Source organism: Bacillus sp. SIMBA_005 (assembly GCF_046535585.1).
Taxonomy (GTDB): Bacteria; Bacillota; Bacilli; order Bacillales; family Bacillaceae; genus Bacillus; species Bacillus pumilus.
This window is the reverse complement of record NZ_JAWRWI010000007.1, coordinates 145,459-166,170: the sequence shown is the minus strand read 5'-3', so window position 1 is coordinate 166,170 and position 20,712 is coordinate 145,459. Positions and strand designations below refer to the sequence as shown.

The following is a 20,712-nucleotide window of genomic DNA, read 5'->3' as shown; positions in this document are numbered from 1 at the left end:
TATTTGTCTCATGTTATGTATCAAAAAAAGCCGGCTTCCCTTCAACAAATGTAAGAAAGCCGGCCCTTTATTACGCTTCTATATCAATTCGATACGTCTCAAACCAGTGATGAATCTGCGCCAGATGAGCGATTAATTGCGGGCCCTTCATGAGCTGGCCATACCAAGGCACTTGAAAGGATGCTCCTTCCGTTTCAATCAACTGCTTTAATTGATGTGGATCTAGAAATTCATGGAGAACAGAATCTTTTTGCGCAAGGCAACCTGTTAACATCTCTTTTACAGCCTGAGTATAGGCTGGATGATGTGTTTTCGGGTAAGGACTCTTCTTGCGATAAAGCACTTCATTCGGTAAAATTCCCTCTAATGCTTTCCGTAAAACCCCTTTTTCACGATTTCCATGCATTTTCATTTCCCAAGGAATATTCCATACATATTCGACAAGGCGATGGTCCGCAAATGGCACACGTACCTCAAGACTCGCCCCCATACTCATCCGGTCTTTTCGATCTAGCAGCGTTGTCATAAACCAGACCATATTTAAGTAAAAAAGTTCTCTCCGTGCTTTATCTATTCCAGTTTCTCCATCTAAAAGAGGCGTTTCAGCCACGGTTTCTTCATATTTGCTTTGTGCATATTCTCTTAGTGACAGCTTTTTTTGCCACGAGTCTTGTAAGAGCTGCGTTCTAGCTTCCGTCGATCTCATCCAAGGAAAACCATTCGTTTCATTTGCCGAATGGAACCAAGGATAGCCTCCAAAAATTTCATCCGCACATTCACCTGACAAACCGACCACAAAGTCCTTTTTAATTTCTCGGCAGAACCAAAGCAAGGAAGAATCAATATCTGCCATACCCGGTAAGTCTCGGACCTCAACCGCTTCCTTTAAATAAGCAGCCAGATCCTTTTGTCCAATGATGCAGCTGTGATGATTCGTTTGAAATGCCTTGGTCATGCGGTCAATCCATGGACCATCTGCATTCGGCTGGAACTGACTTGCTTCAAAGAATTGATCATTCCCTTCGTAGTCAACAGAATACGTATGAAGCGGTGCTTTCCCTATTTTCTCAAAGTGCTTAGCGGCAATGGCGGTAATGGCACTCGAATCGACGCCACCCGATAAAAATGTACAAACAGGCACATCAGAGACAAGCTGCCTTGTGACGGCATCTGTAAAGAGATCCTTGACGTGCTGTGCGGTGTCATCAAGTGAGTCCGTATGCGCCTTGCTTTGGACATTCCAGTATCTCCACACACATAGTCCGTCTTTTGAATAGGTCAAGGCATGAGCAGGTCTCAGCTCTTTTACCCCTTTAAACACTCCTTGGCCTGGTGTTCTAGATGGTCCTAGACCAAAAATCTCCGATAATCCCTCATGATCGACTTTTGCTTTCATATCAGGGTGAGCAAGAAGCGCTTTGATTTCTGAACCAAATAAAAAGGAATGATGACGTTCTGTATAGAAAAATGGCTTGACGCCGAGCCGGTCTCTCCCTGCAAATAATAATTCACGCTCACTATCCCAAATCACAAATGCAAAAATACCATTAAAATGGGTCACACACTCTTCCTTCCATTCTGTGTAGGCATGAAGAAGTACCTCTGTATCAGAATGCCCAAGAAAGCGGTGGCCCCTTTTTAACAATTCCTTTCTTATATCCTCTGTGTTATAGAGCTCTCCATTATATACAACGGTATAAGCATGGTTTTGATGTGTATATGTCATCGGCTGTTTTCCGCCTTCTACATCTACAACCGCTAACCTTTTATGCCCAAATAGAACGTGCTCACTTTTCCACGTATTTGTATCGTCTGGCCCTCTTTTAGATAATGTATCTGTCATTTGATTGATTACATGATCCTGTTGGATGAGCTGCTTTTTAAAGTCTGCCCAGCCTGTTATTCCACACATCATCATCAGCTCCCATCCGTTTTTCCTCAAGTGTTCTCATTCAGCCTTTCTTAGTTTATGCATCGTCTCCTCGATAGTTGATTTGTCCTTTTTTCTCGGGCGTATAGGACAAGCTTGTTTTGGTAAGAAAAAGAAAGAGGAAAGGAGCGTCTGCAAATGGAAAAACGAATGAAGCAGCTTGAACGCTGTAGCCGAAGATGGTGTAGCGGGTATTTACTCATTGAAAATGGGCATTGTCTGATTGAAGATGAAGAAGGAGAACTCATGCTGCCAGAAAGTCTTCAAAGCACGATGATCTGTTTGAAGGAGAATGATAGGTGGATAAAAGGAGAGCTGCTCGGTTCCATGATACTTCATGAAAATGGACAGCTGTTAGAAGTACAAGGCGGTGAAGAAATTCAATATACGGCATCACTCGCCAAAGGCTTGCTTGACCTTCTCATGTTTGTTCCTGAAAACGTCTTTTATGAAATCATTGCACAGATCGAGCAGCTTGGCTTTTCCGTCTATGATTGTGTTTTCTCCTCCTTTCATTCTTTTCAACGAGTTACTTTCTTTCAGTTTTCGACAGATACACAATCGCTTGCCCTTCAATCTCACCACGACTCAACTGCAGGTCAAATTCGGTTTGAATGGACCACTTCTGACGGTCACCGGTCGGTTTCACAGTTTGATGGCATATAAAAAGGACACTGCTTCGTATAAGCAATGTCCTTTTTCTGTTAAAAGATATGAAAACCAATCGGCAGACGTAAACCGAGAAGAATGGTCACGATCGCGAGTACGATAAAACCAATCAATACACCAGTCACCGATTTTCCTTTTTTCTTGCGTACAAGAGTCATTTCCATGAAGCCAATCACAAGGATACCGAGAATCATTTTACCGATATACTCGCCACCGAAACCTGGAATCTTCATTCCTGTGCGAACATACAGCTCTACGCCTGTGGCGATAATGATCAAGTACAATAGTCTGACAATCATGTGCACAATTTTAGCACCTTTGTCGTTTTTACCTGCTAGAGCAAAGGCCACGAAGAATAAAATAATTCCTAGCACCCATGCTGTAATATGTAAATGCGTTCCCATTTGTTATTTCCCCCTTTATCAGAACAATTACCTTCTCATCGTACCACGAAATAAGTCGAACACAAAACGACAATCCTGTGTCATATTACTCTTTATTTGACGCGATTTGATAGCGTTCCAATCGGTTCAATCGTAATATCGATTTGATCCCCTGAAGCTAAGAATTTAGGCGGTTCAAAGCCTTTTCCAACCCCAGAAGGTGTTCCCGTTGCAATGATGTCACCAGCTTCTAGTGTCATCCCTTTTGAAAGAGTAGACACAATGTTCTCGATGGAGAAAATCATTAATTCTGTACTTGCAGACTGGCGAACCTCTCCGTTAACCTTTGTTTCCACATGAAGCGCGCTATGATCCTCGATTACAGACTTATGCACAATATAAGGTCCTATCGGGCAGGTTGTATCTAAGCTTTTCCCTATAAAAAATTGTTTGTGTTTTTTCTGTAAATCTCTTGCCGTTACGTCATTTAAAATGGTGTAACCAAATAGATAATCCTTGACTTCTTCAGGTGCAATATTCTTTCCCGATTTGCCCATCACGATCGCAAGCTCCCCTTCATAATCCAGTTCACTCGTCACATCTTCATGAAGGAGGATATCCGCTTCATGTCCAACGACTGAAGTAGGTGCCTTTGTAAAGATCATCACATCTTTAGGAATATCCGCTGCACTTCCCATCTCCATGACATGATCTTGATAATTCTTTCCAACACACATAATGTTTTTAGCTGGCTTTGGAATGGGCGCATGGAGTTTCACGTCCGACAGCGGATAAACATAAGAACCGCGGTCTTCTTCTTTTTTCTCAGCCCAGTCAAGGAGCTGTTTGACATGCTCAACAAACTTGTCCCCCATATGAATACATTCAGCTAAAGAGTTCGGCAGTGTCTCTAGCTCGAATAATTTGGCTTCTGCCTTTTTGACGTCCATGACCCATTCATCATCAATGACTACCCCAATAAACATCCTGCTATGTATCTCACCTGTAAAAAACTTCATGTCTTCCCCTCACAATCTTCATTTCGCTAAGTGGTGATGTCTCATTTTATTTCTCTATGAAATAAAAAAAACCCTTTTTTATCATACTCTCTTTTAAAAAGGGTTTCAAAAAAGATGATCTGATGTTTAGCGGTAGCGGCGATACTCCCACATGTTCCCTTGATCCCATTTACGATCAACATTTCCTCTGCTGCGGGAATAATGCTTTTTCTTTCCACATCTTTTGCAAGAGTGGCTGCGGCGCGACTTGTGGCTCTTCTTATGATGGGATCTGTGCTTGCTGCGATGTGACTTGCGGCAACTCTTCTTATGATGCGATCTGTGCTTGCTGCGATGTGACTTGCGGCAGCTCTTCTTATGATGCGATCTGCATTTGCTGCGGTGTGACTTGCGGCAGCTTTTCTTATGATGGGATCTGTGTTTGCTGCGACATGATTTTTTCGGTTCGCTCTTTTTGCTTCTGCAAGATTTTTTGCTTTTATATGACTTTTTACTCTTCATGCTTTTCTTCGAGCGATAACTTTTCTTTGAACGATAGCTTCTGTAGCTTTTTTTACTGCGGCATGATTTACGGCGTCCACCACCGCCAAAGAACCAATGACCGCGACTTGAATGACGAGAACGAGCTGACTTATGCGAACGTCTCGATTCTGGTTCACGATCTAAGTGATGATCACGCCCCTCACTTTTAAGTGAATCCACTGCATGCTCAATATGTGAATGATCAAATGTGCTCACGAACGATTCCCCTCCCAGTCTATACTTTGACAAAACAAACAGATCAAGCTGTTTATCTTCTCTGCTTTATGTTACGAGAATTGATAGACAAGTGTTCTTGGCGGATGCCCCTTTCTTTTAAAACTCCATGAATACCTAACAAACGGGTACAGGACATTCCTTCATTTTCATATCGTAAAGAAGAGCAAAGGAGGAGGATGAACGCATGACCACAGAACCTTTAAAGCAAATGGATATTTGGATTCATCCAAAGGACCTGATTGAATTAAGAAAAGACATATGGAACGACGAACCTGTTGAGGGCATTTTGAAAACTGGCCAGATCAAATCACACATTTATGCTTCATATCGGGGGTCTCACATCAGAAAGCTGAAAAAAAAGTCCTATCAAATTGAATATCGAAAGCCAAAGCAAAGACAAGGCGAATCGATCTTTCATTTAAATGCAGAATACAATGACCCTTCGTTTATCCGAAACAGACTGTCCTTTTATTTCTTCGAGCAGATAGGGGTGCTAAGTCCTGCTGCGGCTCATGTGTTTCTCACGATAAACGGAAGAAAAGAAGGCATTTATTTAAAAATAGAATCCGTCGATGAGCACTTTTTTCAGAAAAGAGAGCTTTCAGAAGGCGGCATTTATTATGCAGTCGATGACGACGCCAACTTTTCCCTTTTGAGTTCATTTGATAAAAAGCCAAAAAAACACCTTCTCCTCGGGTACGAGAAAAAAACAGGGAGTTCTCAACATGATCAACAGCTGAGTGAATTTATTTACTTTCTCAACACAGCGAAAGATGACATATTTGCCGAAAAGATTGGGCATTACCTAGATGTGACCCAGTATTTCCGCTGGCTCATTGGTGTCGTGTGCACACAAAACTTTGACGGCTTTGTCCATAACTACGCTCTTTATGTGAATGAACAAGGCAGATTCCAAGTGCTTCCTTGGGATTATGATGCGACATGGGGCCGTGACATTCATGGAGAAGAAATGGCGTTTGATTATATTCCAGTAAGCGGCTTTAATACGTTAACTGCTAGATTACTAGATATCCCTTCGTTTAAGAGAGCCTATTACACGCTTTTCCAGCACGTACTCGATACACATTTTTTAGAAGACCAGCTTTGTCCAATCATTGAGAAATGGCATGCTTCTATTGAGAAGCGAATTGGAGATGATCCTTATACAAGAGACCGAAAAGACATTCTACGATCAGAACGAGAGGTCATCCGGCAGTATATCAACAAAAGACGACGTTATTTACAGACTGAAATAAGAAAAGAGAGAGATGTCACGTAAGGACGCTTTCGAATTTTGTCACTTTATTACTCATATTGACGAAACAACTTTTTTTATAGAAAAATAGGGTATACTAACCATATCCTTCTATTTGATAAAAAATGTGAGAGTTGGCGTCCGTTATGATCAATTATGAAATTGAACAAAAAAGATTACATTTAATTGAGACCGCAAAAAAATTCGGGATGAATGCCGAAGAAACCATCAGGTGCAGTCAAGAGCTTGACACACTTTTAAATAAAGGCATCAAATACACCTCGAATGAATGCTCTAAAAAAGGGTAAACCATACACCTCATTCCTCTCATCAAAAGCTTTCAAAAAGACAATCACACATTAAAAGACCCATCATAAGCTATGGTGAAACGCCCAAAAACAAAGTGCCTTATTTTTATAAAGGATGTGCACCGCTATGCCGGCTATTGTTGGAGCCTTTAAAGTAAATGCCGTCGGAACGAGCGGAGTCGTTCATGTTGGAGACTGCATCACCATTTCTCCAAATAGTCAGGTTAAAACGTTTGCTGGCGCAGGCAGTTTTAATACTGGTGATCAATTACGCATTAGCAACTATAAAAGTGTGACAAATACGTATGATAGTGATGTCATTGATCAACCGCTTGTTGGTAACTTGTAAGGAGTGAGAATCCATTGAACTTCTATATTAATCAAGCGATACAAATTAATTACTTACGAGTGGAGTCTGTGAGTAACTCATCCGTTCTGCAAATCGGAAGTGCTGGATCCATCAAGGCATTATCCAATTTGTATAACACTGGAAGCTACGTAGAATCAGCACCTGCCGCAGCAGGCACACAAGGCATTGCAGAATCTCAAGGCGCAACCACGACACCTTTTGTACCGCTTCAGTCACCAACAACATAAGTTCATCTGCAATCCCCGGAGGTGTATGCATATGTATGACTATCAAAACAACGCTTCACAAATGTATGGCATCATTCAAAAGCAAACACAGCAAATCATGATGCTTGAAAAAAGGCTTAATGAGCTTCAGCAGGAAATGCAAATGATCAAAGATAAACCGACAACAACAATTGAACGGATTGATTATCAATTTGATCAACTGAAAATCGAGCGGCTGGAAGGCACATTAAATATCGGCCTCAATCCATCTGATCCAAATAGTGTTCAAAATTTTGAAGTGGGTCAAACAACAACCCCGGGAATTGGAATGATGCAGCAAGAAATGGCTGATCAATTTTTCAATCAAACACGCCAGCTTGTCGATGCATTCTTAAATGAAGAAGCACCACAGCTTCTTGAAGAACTAGAGCAGCGATACGAAGGCTCGCTTGATGAAAGCAACAAGCACCATATCATTGAGGACATTCGAAAACAGATAGACAGCAGAATCAAATATTACGCGGGACAGCTGCCACAAAGGGAAGATATGACACCACTTCAACGTTCCGAGCAAATTGCTGAATATGTGAAACATGATGTCAAACGGGCAATCGAACACTTTTTAGCCCATATTCCAAATGAAACGAAAGGAGAGGAAAACGGATGAATTTCACAGTCGTCAACCGCAACATCGAAACCGGAAGCATCAAAGTAGTTGGGGTATCGTCCTCTTCCCTATTTATTATCGGGGACACAGACCATGTACAATTGTCATCGATTTTCGATACACCGCCAGAATCATTAATTATTGGCCCGTTTGTTCCTCTATCCCCTCGATAATGATAAAGCGCACATCTCAAGTGAAGTTCTCGAAGGTGAATTCTGTGGGGATTTCGAGTGTGGTTCAAATTGGTGATACACAAGAGTTATGCCCGAACGTGAAGGTGTTAGCTGTTCAGCGAACGATTAGTTTGTTTTATGGAAATGAAGCCGAAAACCTAGATGCAAAAGAATTTGAAGTGTATTATGAGCCAATCCCATTGATGCTGCCAGAACGAAAAGTTAGAACGGCCTTTTATCATGAAAAGCCTCTCATTAAAGTTTCGTCAATTCATGTAGAAGGGGTCTCTTCCTCCTCTATCTATCAAATCGGCTCTACGTGCGGGATAAATGCCGTTGCACGAGTAAAGCATATTCGAGAGTTATTTAGCAACAACGACGAAAATCCGCCAAACTCACAATTGGACCTCCCTGCGCATATGATGGTGATATGACTTCGAATAAAGGATGTCGATTATGCCAGCAATTGTCGGACCCATTTACATTAACTCGATTTCTGGGGGCGTCGTAAACGTCGGTGACTCATTTTATCTTTCGCCTAAAAGTTCTTCAAAATCTGCTTTAGGCTCTGGAGCGGGGAATACCGGAGATTTCTTGATTTTAAATAATGGCATTAGCGCCACTAACTATGTGGATCCTGACTTAAACGATCAGAATATGGTAGGCAATGCATAAAGCGGCTCCTCTACATCCATTTCACTTAGAGGAGCGCTTTTTTATGTTTATTTCTTTCTACGTTGTCTTGATTTCTTTGTTTTGACCAACTTACTTGCCGGCTGCTTTCGAATCCATTTGATGTACGGAACAAGCTTTTCATCTTGTCTAAGCGCATCAAGCGTGTTCAAACGTGCGGCAAGCTCCTGATTTGTATAAAGAGCATGTACTTGTTTATGGCAAGGGATGCACAGGAAGGCAGTCGGTAGAAAGGCTCCGCCCTCTTCTCTTGGGGTCAAGTGATGTTCCGTAAGGACGACCTCTTGTCTTCCGCACAGCTCACATAATCCAATCGTTTGCTTTGCCATCCTGACATCACCTCACTTTACATTAATTCCATTGAGACTGTTGTTCCTTTCCCGCTTGGATCTGCTGGATGGACAATCAGTTTCTTCGGTAGCCTCATTTTCAATTCTTCCACGTGGCTAATAACACCAACTGCTAAATTGTGAGACTGAAGCTTTTCTAATGCGGTAATGACCGTATCAAGCAAGTCTTGATCGAGCGTACCGAATCCTTCATCAAGGAAAAAGAATTGCAGCGGGAATTCACCTCTCAGCTGAATTTGTGCAGAAAGAGCAAGGGCAAGAGCCAGTGATGTCAAGAAGGTTTCCCCGCCGGACAAGCTGGACACGGGACGCCTAACACCGCCATTTGCATCATCACGCATAACAAAGCCGCCTTCTGAGTCGACCTCAATCGCATATCTTTGTCTCGTCAACATACCTAAGCGGGCGGATGCATCACGACTGACACTTTCCAGCTGTTCTTCTGCTAAAAATTCAACAAACGTATTCCCTTTAAAAACAGTTTGCAGTTTATCAAGGCGATCAATTTCTTGCTGCAGTGCTTCCAATCGTTCGTGAATACTTGCAAAGCGCTGATTATTCTCTTCCATCACACGCAGGTGTTCATGTGCGGACCCACTCATTGCAGTCGCTTCTTCCAATGCTTTTTCAGCTGCCTTTTTTCTGTGCTGAATGTCCATCCACTGCTTTTCATCCAGAGACTCTTCTTTCAATAATTCAGAAATTCGCTTTAAGTTTGCGGCACATTCCTTTCTTTTATCCTCAAATTCCTCAATTTCTTGTTTGACCGATTGACGTACTGCTTGTTCCATTGAAACAGACTCAATTTCCTGCGGCATATGAAAAGGAGAAGATTCTGCTGCTGTTTCCCAAGCTGCTGCTGTTTCTTGTTTTCGCTTGTTCGCCTCTTGAAGCTGACGCTCACTGCTTGAAAAATGACTTTGCGCCTCACTAAACAACTGCTGCGCGTGCTGCAATTGCTTGTACGATTGCTGCTCTTTTTCATTAAGAAGAGAAAGGGTGTGTTCAACCTCTATAAGTTCATCAGAAATAGAGGCAGCTTTTAATGGATATCGGCCTAAATCTATTTCATATTGTTGGATAAGCTGCTGCTGACTTTCTAACTGATGCGCTAGTTTATCAAGTTCTTTCTCGACATTGTATATCACTGTCTGCAGCTGCTCTTTTGCTAGCTGTTTTTCTTCCAAAAACGAAATACTTTTCTCAATTCGTTCTTTATAGCCTTCCGCTTGTTGGTCCTTTTCATCGATTTGCTTTTGCATTTCTTGTACTTGATTCAATGTAAGATGCGGGAAGGTCTGTTCAAATTGAGTCGTTTGCTCTGAAAGCTCAGCATGAAGCTCTTTGATCAGCACTTCTAATTCTTCAATGCGCTGCTGTTCAAAAGTCATTTGCTCTTTCATTTTGCTCATCTCTGCTGATTGATCATGCGTTTCATCCATTAAACGAGCTCGTTTCTGCTCAACTTCTTGAATATCTTGCTTTATGCCTTTCCATTCTTGCATCAGATCCTGCAAAGACTGCGAATTTTGTACCATTTCTACTGCTGCAGCGACTTCCGCTCCAGGGGCTTTCTGAGATAAGAAAGCGAATTGCTTCACTAATTGATTGGCATGCGTTTCGAGAAGCTGCTTTGCGGCATACATGTCTCTTCCATAATCCTCTGCCTGCTTGAGCTCTTTGTCCATCCGTTGAATGACTTCATCGACTTGTGCCACGGTTTCTTCATGGTCATTGGATTGCAAAGCCTTTGGATCATGATGAATCGACCCACAAACCGGGCATGGCTCACCATCTACTAGCTCTGCTGCTAATTCTTTTCTTAATTCTGCCGCTCTTACAGCATCTCGCTGCTTTAATTTTTCGAGTTTCTGTTGTTGTTCTTTTTGACTCCATTCTGTCAGAGCTCGTTCGAGTTCACATACATAAAAATAGAGGTGTTCAATTGCTTGAAACGATTGGTCTATTTTTTCATGATGGTCGTTTTGCTGCTTTTGAAGCCTTTCATATGCTTCTGAAGTCTGTAAGGCCCGCTTGTTGAACTCCTCCAGCTTTTGCTTTTCCTTTTGAATGCTAAAGTTTATTCTTTCAAGATTTTCACTTAAACGTAAAGCATCCTGTACACTTTTGCGTTCTTTCACTGAAACTTGTAACAGCTCCAGCTCATTCTTCAGCTGTGTTTGTTTCGTTAGTGCACGCTCTAATAGAGATTGGAGATTCTCCGCTTCTTTCTTCTTTTGGAGGAGCTGCTGCGCTTTTTCATTTTTTTGGCGCTCTATGCCCGTCTTTTCCCGAAGAGCTGCCTCTTTTTTACGTTCAATTTCTTTTAGCTGAATCAGCTGCTCTTTCTTTTGGAGAAGGTCTGGCTCTGTCTCTATTTTCTTTTGCCGGTCTTGCTCATACTCCCGCGCCATTTGATCATAGATCGTTCGTTGATGCAGCAGCTGCTTTTCTGCTTCCTGCTTCTCTTTCGATGCTTGAGAAAGCTGTTTTTCAGCCTTTGTCAATGCATTCGCATAGGGCTTTAGCGTCTCTGCCTGCTCTGCGATATGGAGCTTCGCCCTTTTCTCTTCTATTGATGGTGCCAGTAAATTCAGCTTGTTTTGTTCAGTCTCGTAAGCTTCTTGTTCCTTTTGATACTGCCAGATCGTTTGCGCCTTTGTAAAAGCAGTGAGCGCTTCGTCCCGCGCTTGTTTTTTCTCATGAAAAATAGCCTTTGCCTGCTCTGCTGCTTCCTTTGCTTTTGCCAGCGCCTCTGGGCCAGCTTCTCCTAAACCATTCAGTTCAGCCAGCAGTTCATTTTTTTGTCCATAATGCTTTTGAGCCTTTGCACGCAATCGCTTGACGAGCTGATCCCCATATTTCTCCAAGTTAAACAACCGCTGAAGCATTTGACGTCTGTCTGCCCCTTTTAAGGAGAGAAATTCTGCAAACTTCCCTTGAGGTAAGACGACCGCACGGGTAAAATCATCAATGGTTAATCCGAGTAGTTCTTCTACTTTACGATTCACCTCACTCGCTTTATCTGCGAGAACTGTCTGCGTATCACCGATTTCAATCAGGCGGCATAAAGTCGTTCTGACTTTCATTTCATCCGCTCGTTTGAAAGCACGCTCGACTTTATAAGAAATGTGGTGTTCCTTTTGCAAAGCAAATGTAAAGGAAACCGACAGCTTTTCTTCCGCTTGGTTCAAAATACCATGTGTATTATTTAACGCACGCTCCACTTTGCCATAGAGTGCCAGTGTCATAGCGTCTAATATGGACGACTTTCCACTTCCTGTCGGTCCAAATATGCCAAACACACCCGCATCACATAATGAGCTAAAGTCAATTGTTTGTTCTTCTCTGAAGCTATGAAGTCCTTTAATGGTCAGCGTAATCGGCTTCAAGTCGCTTCCTCCTCTTGCATATCATTGGCTAGCTCTAAAAACAGTTTGACTGTTTTTTCATCAGGCAGACCGCCACCTGTCTGGCGCTCATAAAACTTCACGAATCTCTCTTCGATCGAGAGTTTTTCCACTTGCTTTTGCTCTTCTATTTGCTGTAGTTCTTTGAATTTTGGACGAATGTGAACAAACCCACTATGCTGCTTTCGGAGTTGATGAATCTCTTCAATAGAGAGCTGATCTGTTAAATGAATCTCTAGATCAATCCATGCCTGAAGATCCCGTTTTTCATCCAGCCACTCGTACACTTGACTCAGTCCCTCAGTCGCCTTCCATTTCATAAGTGGTTTTCCACTTGATAAAAACACTTCTTTCCAGCTCGCTTTTTCATTCGGTTTTGCCTCCACAATTGTGACTGATTTGGCATAGCCTGATTCAGAAAAGCTATAAGCAAGAGGTGATCCAGAATAACGAGCAATCGTTTTGGCACGTTTGATCGTTTGCGGCCTGTGCAAATGACCAAGTGCAACATAGCAAGCGGATTCTGGCAGGCTTTCAGCCGCAACGGTATATGCGCCGCCTACTTCAATCGGTCTTTCTGAATCTGTTTGACTTCCTCCTGCCACATAAATGTGGCTTGTTGCGATATTGACCGTATCCGGTTGAAATTGAGTACTTAAATGTTGAAACGCTTGTTGAATCTTTAAATTGTAATGATCACGAAGCAATTTCTCTTCGAATGTTTCAGCCAGCACCTCATTTAGCCTCGCCTCAGACGGATAAGCGAGTGCTGCAATGGATAAACGTTCATCCGCAGAAGAAACATCGACACGGATGATGTCATTTGTCGGATATCCAATTAAATGAATCCCTTGATCATTTGTTAAAGGAGATGCGGCTGATAAACGATCCGGATTATCGTGGTTGCCTGAAATGACCACTACCTGGCGTTTTCCTTTATCAGATAAAGCAGATAGACTTTCATAAAAAAGCTGCTCTGCTCTAGCAGGCGGATTCACTGTATCAAAGGCATCACCGGCCATCACAATGACATCAATGTGTTCGTCTTTCACGATTTGATACAGCTCATCTAAAAACTGTGCTTGCTCATCGAGCCGGCTTCGACCTTCAAGGGTTTTCCCTAAATGCCAATCCGCTGTATGCAGAATCCTCATGTGATTCACCTCTCATTTCGATACATTTATAAAGAGATTTCTAAATTCCCATCGAAGAAATAAAGAATTTTCTCCTCTAATGTTCTGTTTGTCAAACGCTCTACAGCTTTTGCATATAATGCTATTTGGGTTTCATAACGCTTTTTCAAGATCGATTCAGCAGCGTCAACTGTATATCTGCCTTGTACTCTATCAGTTTTATAATCTAGTAAATATAGCTTTCCATCTATTTCAAATAAACAGTCAATCATTCCTTGAATCAGAACAGGCTCTCCCTCAGTATCTATATGACGGTATACCTCTTTAACAGGTAACACCATACTAAAAGACACCTCTCGTTTCACCCAGTCCGCTTTTAGCAGTTTTTGGCCAATTGAAGTAGAGAAGAAAGATGCAATTCCTTCTTGATTAATTGACCGGATCTGCTCATCTGTTAGCAAATCTCGCTGCTGTAAAGATTCGAGCAAGTGTCCTATCTGTGATTCATCATAAGGCTCCTCAGAAGGAAGCGGGATATGCTGCATCACTGTATGCATTGCGGTGCCTTGCTCTGCGGCAGTGAGTGTTTTTTTCTTCATGAAAGCCGGCCGGTCATACAATGTTGCACGAGCTTTTCGAATAGAAGAAGGAACACTGTACTCATCCTGTATTTCTTTCATTCTTTTTATCTCGGAAACTGACTGCTTTGTGCCGACTTGCGAGGCCGCTAGATACGGATATTTCCATGAGAGCCTCTCTGCCACCTTCTCATCAGCATCACCATATCCTTCAACAGGCAGACCATCCATCAATGCTTGTACAATCTCGTCTTGCTCCTTCTTTTCAAGTGACATATCTTCCGTTAAAAGATCAGAAGCTTGCGTAAATGAGATAGTGAATGTAGACGGATGTGAAAGAACAACATCTCCTGCTTCTTCTAAAACAGATGCCATCGCTTGATGACGGATGAGGGCAGGTCCAATGAAATCTAAGTATGTTTTTGATTGATACCGTTCAAAATCAGGAAGCAGCCACTCTTCTCCGGTTGCGGCATTTTGCCATTTACTTAATGCTTTCACCTGATTTTTGACAGAGCCGACCAGAAATAATTTTTCTTTAGCCCTTGTGAGTGCCACATATAGGACTCTCAGCTCTTCAGATAATAACTCTTTTCTCATCTTTTTTTTCATCGCCACAAGCGGTAATGTCGCATAACTAATTCTCAGTTCAGGATGGATGTACTTGCTTCCAAACCCTAGTTCTTTATCAAGTAAATAGGACTGGTTTAAGTCCATCATATTAAAGTTCCTGCCGAGTCCTGCGGTAAAGACGACTGGAAATTCTAATCCTTTACTGCTGTGGATCGTCATCATACGCACAACGTCCTCTGTTTCACTGAACGTTTTTGCCGCACCAAGATCATCCCCACGCTCCTGCATTCTTTCAATAAAACGAAGGAATCGGAATAGCCCTCTAAAGGCAGCTTTTTCATATTGCTTGGCCCTGTCATAAAGGGCACGAAGATTCGCCTGCCGCTGCTTACCTCCAGGCATCCCGCCAACATAATCAAGATACTGCGTGTCACGGTAGACTTCCCAAATTAATTCTGCCACCGAATGATTGATAGAAAAATCACGCCACTTGCGCAGGAATTGGAAAAATCGCTCTAGCTTTTTGCATGTAGGGTGATCAGAATGCGTCACACTCATAAATGCCTTTACAGCATCATAATACGTGCCTTTTTTATCACTTGTTCGAATCAGAGCCAATTCATTTTCATCTAAATGAACAAGAGGTGATCTTAAAACAGCAGCAAGCGGGATATCCTGATATGGATTATCGATGACTTTTAACAAAGAAAGAATGACAGACACCTCTGTTGCTTCAAAATAACCAGAGGAAAGATTGGCATATACGGGGATTCCCTGCTTCTTTAATTCCTCCATCATTTGTGGAGCCCACGGCATAGATCGAAGCAAAATGACAATGTCACGATACTGTAAGTTACGGGTCATTTGCTGCTTTGCATCGTACACTTGAAATGGCTGCTCCACTAATTCTTTTATTTTTTTAGCAATGATTCTCGCTTCAAATTGGACGGTCTCGAGCTCTTCTCGCTCTTCGCCGGTTTCTGCTTCCTGCTGATCTAAGTGGACAAGAAGCATTTCTGTCGTTGTATCTTTGCTTTCTGGATAACTCGCTCCAAGCTTTAATTCAGCTTGTTCATCATATTCAATTTCTCCAACTGTTTCCCCCATCAGCTGCTTGAACAAAAAGTTCGTACTATCTAAAACATCTGAACGGCTGCGGAAGTTTTTATTCAAATCGATTCTCTTCCCTGTTTCTTTGCCGTCTGGTTGAAAGTGTTTATATTTGTTTAAAAAGAGCATAGGCTCTGCCAGCCTAAAACGATAAATAGACTGCTTTACATCACCAACCATAAACAGATTGCCCTCTGCAGAATGTTCTCCTTTAGATACAAGCTTTAAAATGGTTTCTTGTACAAGGTTTGTATCCTGATATTCATCAACGAGCACTTCTTCAAACTGCTGTTGATAGTACTTGGCAGCTTCTGTTTCAATCAAATGTCCTTCTGCATCCTGCTCCGCTAAAATGCGTAAGCAATAGTGCTCTAAATCCGAAAAGTCAACAATTGACTTTTCCTGCTTCGCTCTTTCAAAACGCTCACCAAATTGGATCACAAGCTCTACAAGCGTCTCCACAACTGGCTTCATTTCAGCTAAGCTTTTTAAATGCTGGGCAGGACTGCGCATGAAGTATTCATCTTTTAGTTTTTCTAATTGTTTTTTCGCTTGATTACGTGCATCTGTGGCTTTTTCTAATAAAGCAGGGTCATATTCGTCCCCTTTGCACGTTTTGAGCCTTTTAAAATTGACGTTCGGCAAAAGCTCATAAAGTTTCTCAAAATCATCTTGATGACGGATTAATTCATTGACTTGCTCTAAATCATCTATAAAATTCTCTGCTCTCGGTGCTGGGCCACCCGGCTCTTTTGATAGCGAAAGAGCTCGTTCAAGCAGCTCCTGACAGCTCCGGAGAACGAGAGAAAGATCTTCTTTGATATATGGATAAAACGGTAATTCTTCTACTTTTGTTTGAGCATCTACATCATAAAGTGAAAGAAATGCCCGCATCCATTGCTCAGGGGATGGATGCGATCTTGAAAACTCATAAATTCTCTTCACGAGCCATTGCAAATCTAAGTCGTGACGGTCAGACGTGTAACGGTCAACCAGTTCAAAGAATGATGGCTTTCCAGCCTTATATTCATCCTCAAACAGTTCATCTAACACTTCATCTCCTAATAGTTCTCCTTCTGTTTGATCGGCCAAACGAAAGCCTGGATCAAGATCAATTTCATAGTAAAAGGTGCGCAAAACCTGCAAGCAAAAGGAGTGCAAGGTTGAAATATTGGCTCGATTCATGAGGGACAGCTGCCTTCTCATATGAAGAGACCCAGGGTTTTTGGCTAATTCTTTTTCAAGTGCTTCTGTGATCCGATGCTTCATCTCTGCCGCAGAAGCATTTGTGAAAGTTACAACAAGCAGACGGTCCACATCAACTGGAAGTTCAGGCCGGGTCATTTTTCGAATCAGGCGTTCAACCAAAACAGCTGTTTTACCCGACCCTGCCGCCGCCGCAACCAAGATATCTTGTCCTTCTGAAACGATGGCTTCCCACTGGTCATCCGTCCACGTACTGTTATTCGGTTTTGGTATTTGCATACTGATCCCCTTCTTTTTTGATCCGGTCTATCACAACATCGTCCTTTTCAGAGGTGAGCACTCTAAAATCATTATCTTCTATTGATTCATCGAATTGGCAAATAGACTTGAAAGAACAAAAGCGGCAAGGTGTTTGATCCTTTAATTTATATGGATTAATTGTGACCTCTCCATTTGTAATTCTTTCACCTGCTTCTTCAAATGTACGCCGAACGTGTTGTGTGAGTATATGGAAATGATCTTCACTTAAAACTGCCGAATCAGAACGGAAAGACCCATCCTTTTTCAAGCCAGCTTGAATGACTTGCGATCTACCTGAATCAAGCGTTTGATCCATTAGCTTTACTGCTTCCACATCTTCAAGCAATAAACCCTTCATTTTAAATTTATTGTATATTTCCTGCTCAATTTCATCTTCTGCAAGCGGAATTGGTGCTTGAATGAGCGGATCATGAATATGGAAATATAAAATGCCAGCAGGCGTTGCTTCTACGCCGAGCCACTCTTTCGAATACGTAATGGTTAGGTCTAAGTATGTGAGCATTTGCAAGGCAAGACCATAGTATACTTCTGCTAGGTCAAGACCTTTCTCACTGGATTTGTAATCGACGATTCTTAAAAGCAGCCCTTTTGAACCTTCTGCTTTATCTACCCTGTCAATTCTTCCGACAAGTTCCATCGTGCAGCCATTCTTTAATTGAAAAGTAAACGGCGGCAAAGGTCCTTGCCCCCCGAAACCTAACTCAAGCCCTACTGGAGAAAATCCACTCACTTTGGCATGTTCACTTAATATAGAAGAGACTCGAATTAGGATTTTCTGGAGCTTTTCTTTAATATAAGCATGCCGATTAGAGCTTAATAGAATTTCCTTTTGAAGACGCGGAGCAAGCTGTTCGATTGCATGTCTTGAATAGGTGACACAATCTTCCTTCGTTAGGTTTTTCCAATCCTTTTTTTGTTCAACTAGCGTATCTGAAATATGCTTCAAAGCCGAGTGAAACAACTGGCCGATATCGGGTGCTTCCAATTTGTAAAATTGTCGATCCTTAAGTTTTAAGCCGTGGGAAGCAAAGTGAGAAAATGCACACGCATTGAATTTCTCCATTCTTGAAACACTGCCCTGAATATGATCACCGTAAAGCTCTTTTGTGACATTTTGCTTTAAAGGCTTCGCTCGATTTGTAAAGAACAAACTTGACATGATGTTTTTTGATACATCCCGATTAGGAGATGTCATTAAGTAGTTATAGACACTCCACCATACACCGCTAATGGGATATTGATTGAGCCATTGCTGCAGCTGTGAGACAGTATACGACAACGAAACATGCTCATTCGCTACAAATTTTAATTGCTCATTGTCTTCCAGCTGTTCTGGATCTAACACATAAAGAGCGTGCTGATGATTTGGCATAAGCTCTTGGCAATACTTGATGAGTGTTGAAGGCAATAAAGAACGTCCTTCTGCATCAGAAGCCGCATAGGATAGATACAAATGATGGGATGGACTTGATAACGCTTGGTAAATTAAAAATTGCTCATCTAGCAGCCGTTCTTTTCCTGTCTCTGCCAGCTCTGCTCCTGCTCGTTTTAACCATTCTCGGTCATCCTCAGACAATACACTCTCATCAGAGGGGCGTGCGGGAATAACGCCATCGTTTACACCAATGATAAACGTACACTTCACTTGATACATTCTGGATAAATCCATACTTCCGATAAATACTTGATCGAGTGAAGGCGGAATCAAAGCGAATTTTAGAGAAGCTAATCCTGTATCTATCATCTGTTGGAATAAAGGAAATGAGAGCTCTTCGTCACCTAGCATGTCAACAAATTCATCCATTAATTGAATCACAGCATCCCATACTTGCCCGTGCTGCATCGCTTCAGCTAATCGACCTGCTTCTTCAGCCTCAAGCCTCGCTTTTTCAAGCTTATCTGGTACTTGTATCTCTTCTAAAAAGACATAGACAGCCTCTACCATGTCCCTTACCTTTTGTGCATTTTTAAGTCTTTTCTGCAACTGGTAAAGCGGGGGCGCGATCCATTCTTTGACATCATTTAGCATTTGTTCCATTTCGATTTCTTGATCTGTTTGCCTGAAATCCTCATCTAATGATTGGAAGCGCCTGTAATGAAACCGGGAACCATTTGTCCAGCGCTCTCCTTTTACACCATAAGCAATACAATAGTTTTCGAGCTGATCTGCCTGCTCTCTCGCTTTGTTCTTAGTGATTTCAAGCGGAAATAAGAACTCTGTTTTCACGCAGCGAAATACCGCTTCATACCGCCAATTTCCTTTTATGACATCCAAGCTCGAACGAATCAATTCAATAAGCGGATGATACTGCATCGATTCATTTCCATCAATAAAAAAAGGAATGTCGTAATCTCGAAAAACCTCTTTTAACGTATCTTTATAGTCGTCTACATGCCGTGCTACAATCGAGATATCTCGGAGTCTGAGTCCTTTTTCTCTCACTAAATCAAGGATGTCTCTCGCTACTCCCTCAATTTCAGCTCGTTTATTTGCACTTTTAGACACTGTGAGATGAGGGGTGTTTTCCTGATATGGCTGTACTGGCCGCTGCTCATATTGGTGTTCTAAATAAGCAAGATCTGGTGTATAAAGGTGCCGATGATTTCTTTCAAAAATGGTTTCAGAAATGTCAGCTCCGCACTCTTTCGCAAGCTGATAGAGCTGGAAATACGTTTTACCTGTCATACGAAATAAATCAAGTTCATTTGGCTGCCTATCATGATAGGATCGATCTACTGTGAAAGCCGCAGTTATTTTTGCTGCATGGAGCAAGAGCTGTTCAATGACAAGAAGCTGCTGCGGTGTAAATTGATAAAAACCATCGATATAAATATGTGCTCCTTTTATTTCTTCAGCTGAAGGAATTTGCTGGGCAAGAAGAGTCAAATAGTCTTCTGAGTGCACATATTCATCTTGTAAATGCTCCTCCATCTGCTGATAAAGAACATGGAGATCATGCAATTTTTCGGCTGCCCGTCTTTCTTCTGTATACTCTGAATGCATGCTTTCCACTGAAATTTTCTCAATTTCCTCAGGCGGCATACAGTATCTTTTGAATTCAGCCATCGTTTTTTCGATTTGCTCCACAAACCCTGGCTTATCACTGGCTTTTTTGAATACTTTAAACTTGTCTTTCTGCTCTTCAATCACTTTTCTTAAAAGCATTTGAATTCCTGTGCTTGTCACAAATTGCCGGTTCGCTCCACCAGTCTGCTGTAAAATAGACCAAGCAAGACGAGTAAAACTAAAAACTTTAGCTCTGATCATTCCACCGGCTTCAGACGTTTTCGCAAGCTCATATTCCATTAAAAATGTCATTTGATCCGGGACTAAAAAAATGATTGGCGGACCCAACGGATCAAGCCGAAGCTGTTCTTTGATTTCCTCTAAGATTGCAGTCGTTTTTCCACTCCCCGATCTGCCTGCTAAAAACTGAATCTCCACGTTCCACAACACCTTTCTTATGTACTCATATTCTAGCGAAAATAAAGGTAAATAGCTATTTTCCGATCACGTTCCCATTCTCCTTTCTGAAAAAAACATAGGCACCTTTCCTCACTCTTTTCATATCATAAACCATCATGAACATAAAGGAGGC

At 41.9% G+C, this 20,712-nt stretch carries 18 protein-coding genes; 9 read left to right on the top strand and 9 right to left on the bottom strand.

What is annotated here, in order from left to right; translation table 11 throughout:
• Positions 1 to 70: 70 nt before the first annotated feature.
• The gene (asnB, locus tag SB660_RS13450) at positions 71 to 1,912 is read right to left on the bottom strand and encodes an asparagine synthase (glutamine-hydrolyzing) (protein WP_306011968.1); all 1,842 of its coding nucleotides are present in this window, start codon (positions 1,910 to 1,912) and stop codon (positions 71 to 73) included.
• A gap of 156 nt (positions 1,913 to 2,068) precedes the next feature.
• Here asnB and SB660_RS13445 point away from each other — a divergent pair, with 156 nt between their 5' ends.
• On the top strand, positions 2,069 to 2,596 hold the full coding sequence (locus SB660_RS13445) for a DUF2777 family protein (protein WP_268466943.1): 528 nt from the start codon (positions 2,069 to 2,071) through the stop codon (positions 2,594 to 2,596).
• Positions 2,597 to 2,634: 38 nt separating this feature from the next.
• Here SB660_RS13445 and SB660_RS13440 read toward each other — a convergent pair whose 3' ends face one another.
• The 3 genes from SB660_RS13440 to SB660_RS13430 all read right to left on the bottom strand — a co-directional run bounded on the left by SB660_RS13440 (position 2,635) and on the right by SB660_RS13430 (position 4,703).
• Entirely contained in the window at positions 2,635 to 3,003 is a 369-nt protein-coding gene (locus tag SB660_RS13440; protein WP_058014350.1) for a YisL family protein, read from the bottom strand.
• A 92-nt stretch (positions 3,004 to 3,095) separates the two neighbouring features.
• On the bottom strand, positions 3,096 to 4,001 hold the full coding sequence (locus SB660_RS13435; RefSeq protein ID WP_058014351.1) for a fumarylacetoacetate hydrolase family protein: 906 nt from the start codon (positions 3,999 to 4,001) through the stop codon (positions 3,096 to 3,098).
• Positions 4,002 to 4,127: 126 nt separating this feature from the next.
• Complete coding sequence (locus SB660_RS13430; protein ID WP_486304199.1) at positions 4,128 to 4,703, bottom strand: spore coat protein CotG; 576 nt, start codon at positions 4,701 to 4,703, stop codon at positions 4,128 to 4,130.
• Positions 4,704 to 4,944: 241 nt separating this feature from the next.
• Here SB660_RS13430 and SB660_RS13425 point away from each other — a divergent pair, with 241 nt between their 5' ends.
• From SB660_RS13425 to SB660_RS13390, 8 genes are all read left to right on the top strand, one after another.
• The gene (locus SB660_RS13425; RefSeq protein WP_180309266.1) at positions 4,945 to 6,039 is read left to right on the top strand and encodes a CotH kinase family protein; all 1,095 of its coding nucleotides are present in this window, start codon (positions 4,945 to 4,947) and stop codon (positions 6,037 to 6,039) included.
• Positions 6,040 to 6,161: 122 nt separating this feature from the next.
• A complete protein-coding gene (locus SB660_RS13420; protein WP_012009503.1) occupies positions 6,162 to 6,323 on the top strand; it encodes an aspartyl-phosphate phosphatase Spo0E family protein in 162 nt (53 codons plus the stop codon).
• 127 nt (positions 6,324 to 6,450) lie between these two features.
• Complete coding sequence (locus SB660_RS13415; RefSeq protein WP_003211745.1) at positions 6,451 to 6,672, top strand: spore germination protein; 222 nt, start codon at positions 6,451 to 6,453, stop codon at positions 6,670 to 6,672.
• Positions 6,673 to 6,686: 14 nt separating this feature from the next.
• Positions 6,687 to 6,920 (top strand): spore germination protein GerPB, encoded by a 234-nt coding sequence (locus tag SB660_RS13410; protein WP_058014353.1) that lies wholly within the window; start codon positions 6,687 to 6,689, stop codon positions 6,918 to 6,920.
• 31 nt (positions 6,921 to 6,951) lie between these two features.
• Entirely contained in the window at positions 6,952 to 7,566 is a 615-nt protein-coding gene (locus tag SB660_RS13405; RefSeq protein ID WP_058014354.1) for a spore germination protein GerPC, read from the top strand.
• Positions 7,563 to 7,739: a hypothetical protein gene (locus tag SB660_RS13400; RefSeq protein ID WP_058014355.1), complete on the top strand. Its 177-nt coding sequence runs from the start codon at positions 7,563 to 7,565 to the stop codon at positions 7,737 to 7,739. Before SB660_RS13405 ends, SB660_RS13400 begins: the two co-directional genes overlap by 4 nt.
• The gene (locus tag SB660_RS13395; protein ID WP_058014356.1) at positions 7,739 to 8,173 is read left to right on the top strand and encodes a spore germination protein GerPE; all 435 of its coding nucleotides are present in this window, start codon (positions 7,739 to 7,741) and stop codon (positions 8,171 to 8,173) included. Before SB660_RS13400 ends, SB660_RS13395 begins: the two co-directional genes overlap by 1 nt.
• Positions 8,174 to 8,195: 22 nt before the next feature.
• Positions 8,196 to 8,414 carry a spore germination protein gene (locus SB660_RS13390; protein WP_003211468.1) on the top strand — a complete coding sequence of 73 codons (219 nt, stop codon included), beginning with the start codon at positions 8,196 to 8,198 and terminating at the stop codon, positions 8,412 to 8,414.
• Positions 8,415 to 8,461: 47 nt separating this feature from the next.
• On the opposite strand, the gene SB660_RS13385 is transcribed toward SB660_RS13390, so the two are convergent.
• Genes SB660_RS13385 through addB form a run of 5 tightly spaced genes read right to left on the bottom strand, consistent with a single transcriptional unit; the run spans position 8,462 to position 20,558 of the window.
• Positions 8,462 to 8,761, bottom strand: coding sequence for a hypothetical protein (locus tag SB660_RS13385; protein WP_017360217.1), 300 nt, complete (start codon positions 8,759 to 8,761; stop codon positions 8,462 to 8,464).
• Between the two features lie 17 nt (positions 8,762 to 8,778).
• A complete protein-coding gene (locus tag SB660_RS13380) occupies positions 8,779 to 12,174 on the bottom strand; it encodes an AAA family ATPase (protein WP_410582889.1) in 3,396 nt (1,131 codons plus the stop codon).
• A complete protein-coding gene (gene sbcD, locus SB660_RS13375; RefSeq protein WP_058014359.1) occupies positions 12,171 to 13,346 on the bottom strand; it encodes an exonuclease subunit SbcD in 1,176 nt (391 codons plus the stop codon). Before sbcD ends, SB660_RS13380 begins: the two co-directional genes overlap by 4 nt.
• A 26-nt stretch (positions 13,347 to 13,372) precedes the next feature.
• A complete protein-coding gene (gene addA / locus SB660_RS13370) occupies positions 13,373 to 17,071 on the bottom strand; it encodes a helicase-exonuclease AddAB subunit AddA (protein ID WP_410582887.1) in 3,699 nt (1,232 codons plus the stop codon).
• A complete protein-coding gene (addB, locus tag SB660_RS13365) occupies positions 17,049 to 20,558 on the bottom strand; it encodes a helicase-exonuclease AddAB subunit AddB (RefSeq protein ID WP_410582885.1) in 3,510 nt (1,169 codons plus the stop codon). The genes addA and addB overlap by 23 nt, the downstream gene beginning before the upstream one ends.
• Between the last annotated feature and the right edge of the window lie 154 nt (positions 20,559 to 20,712).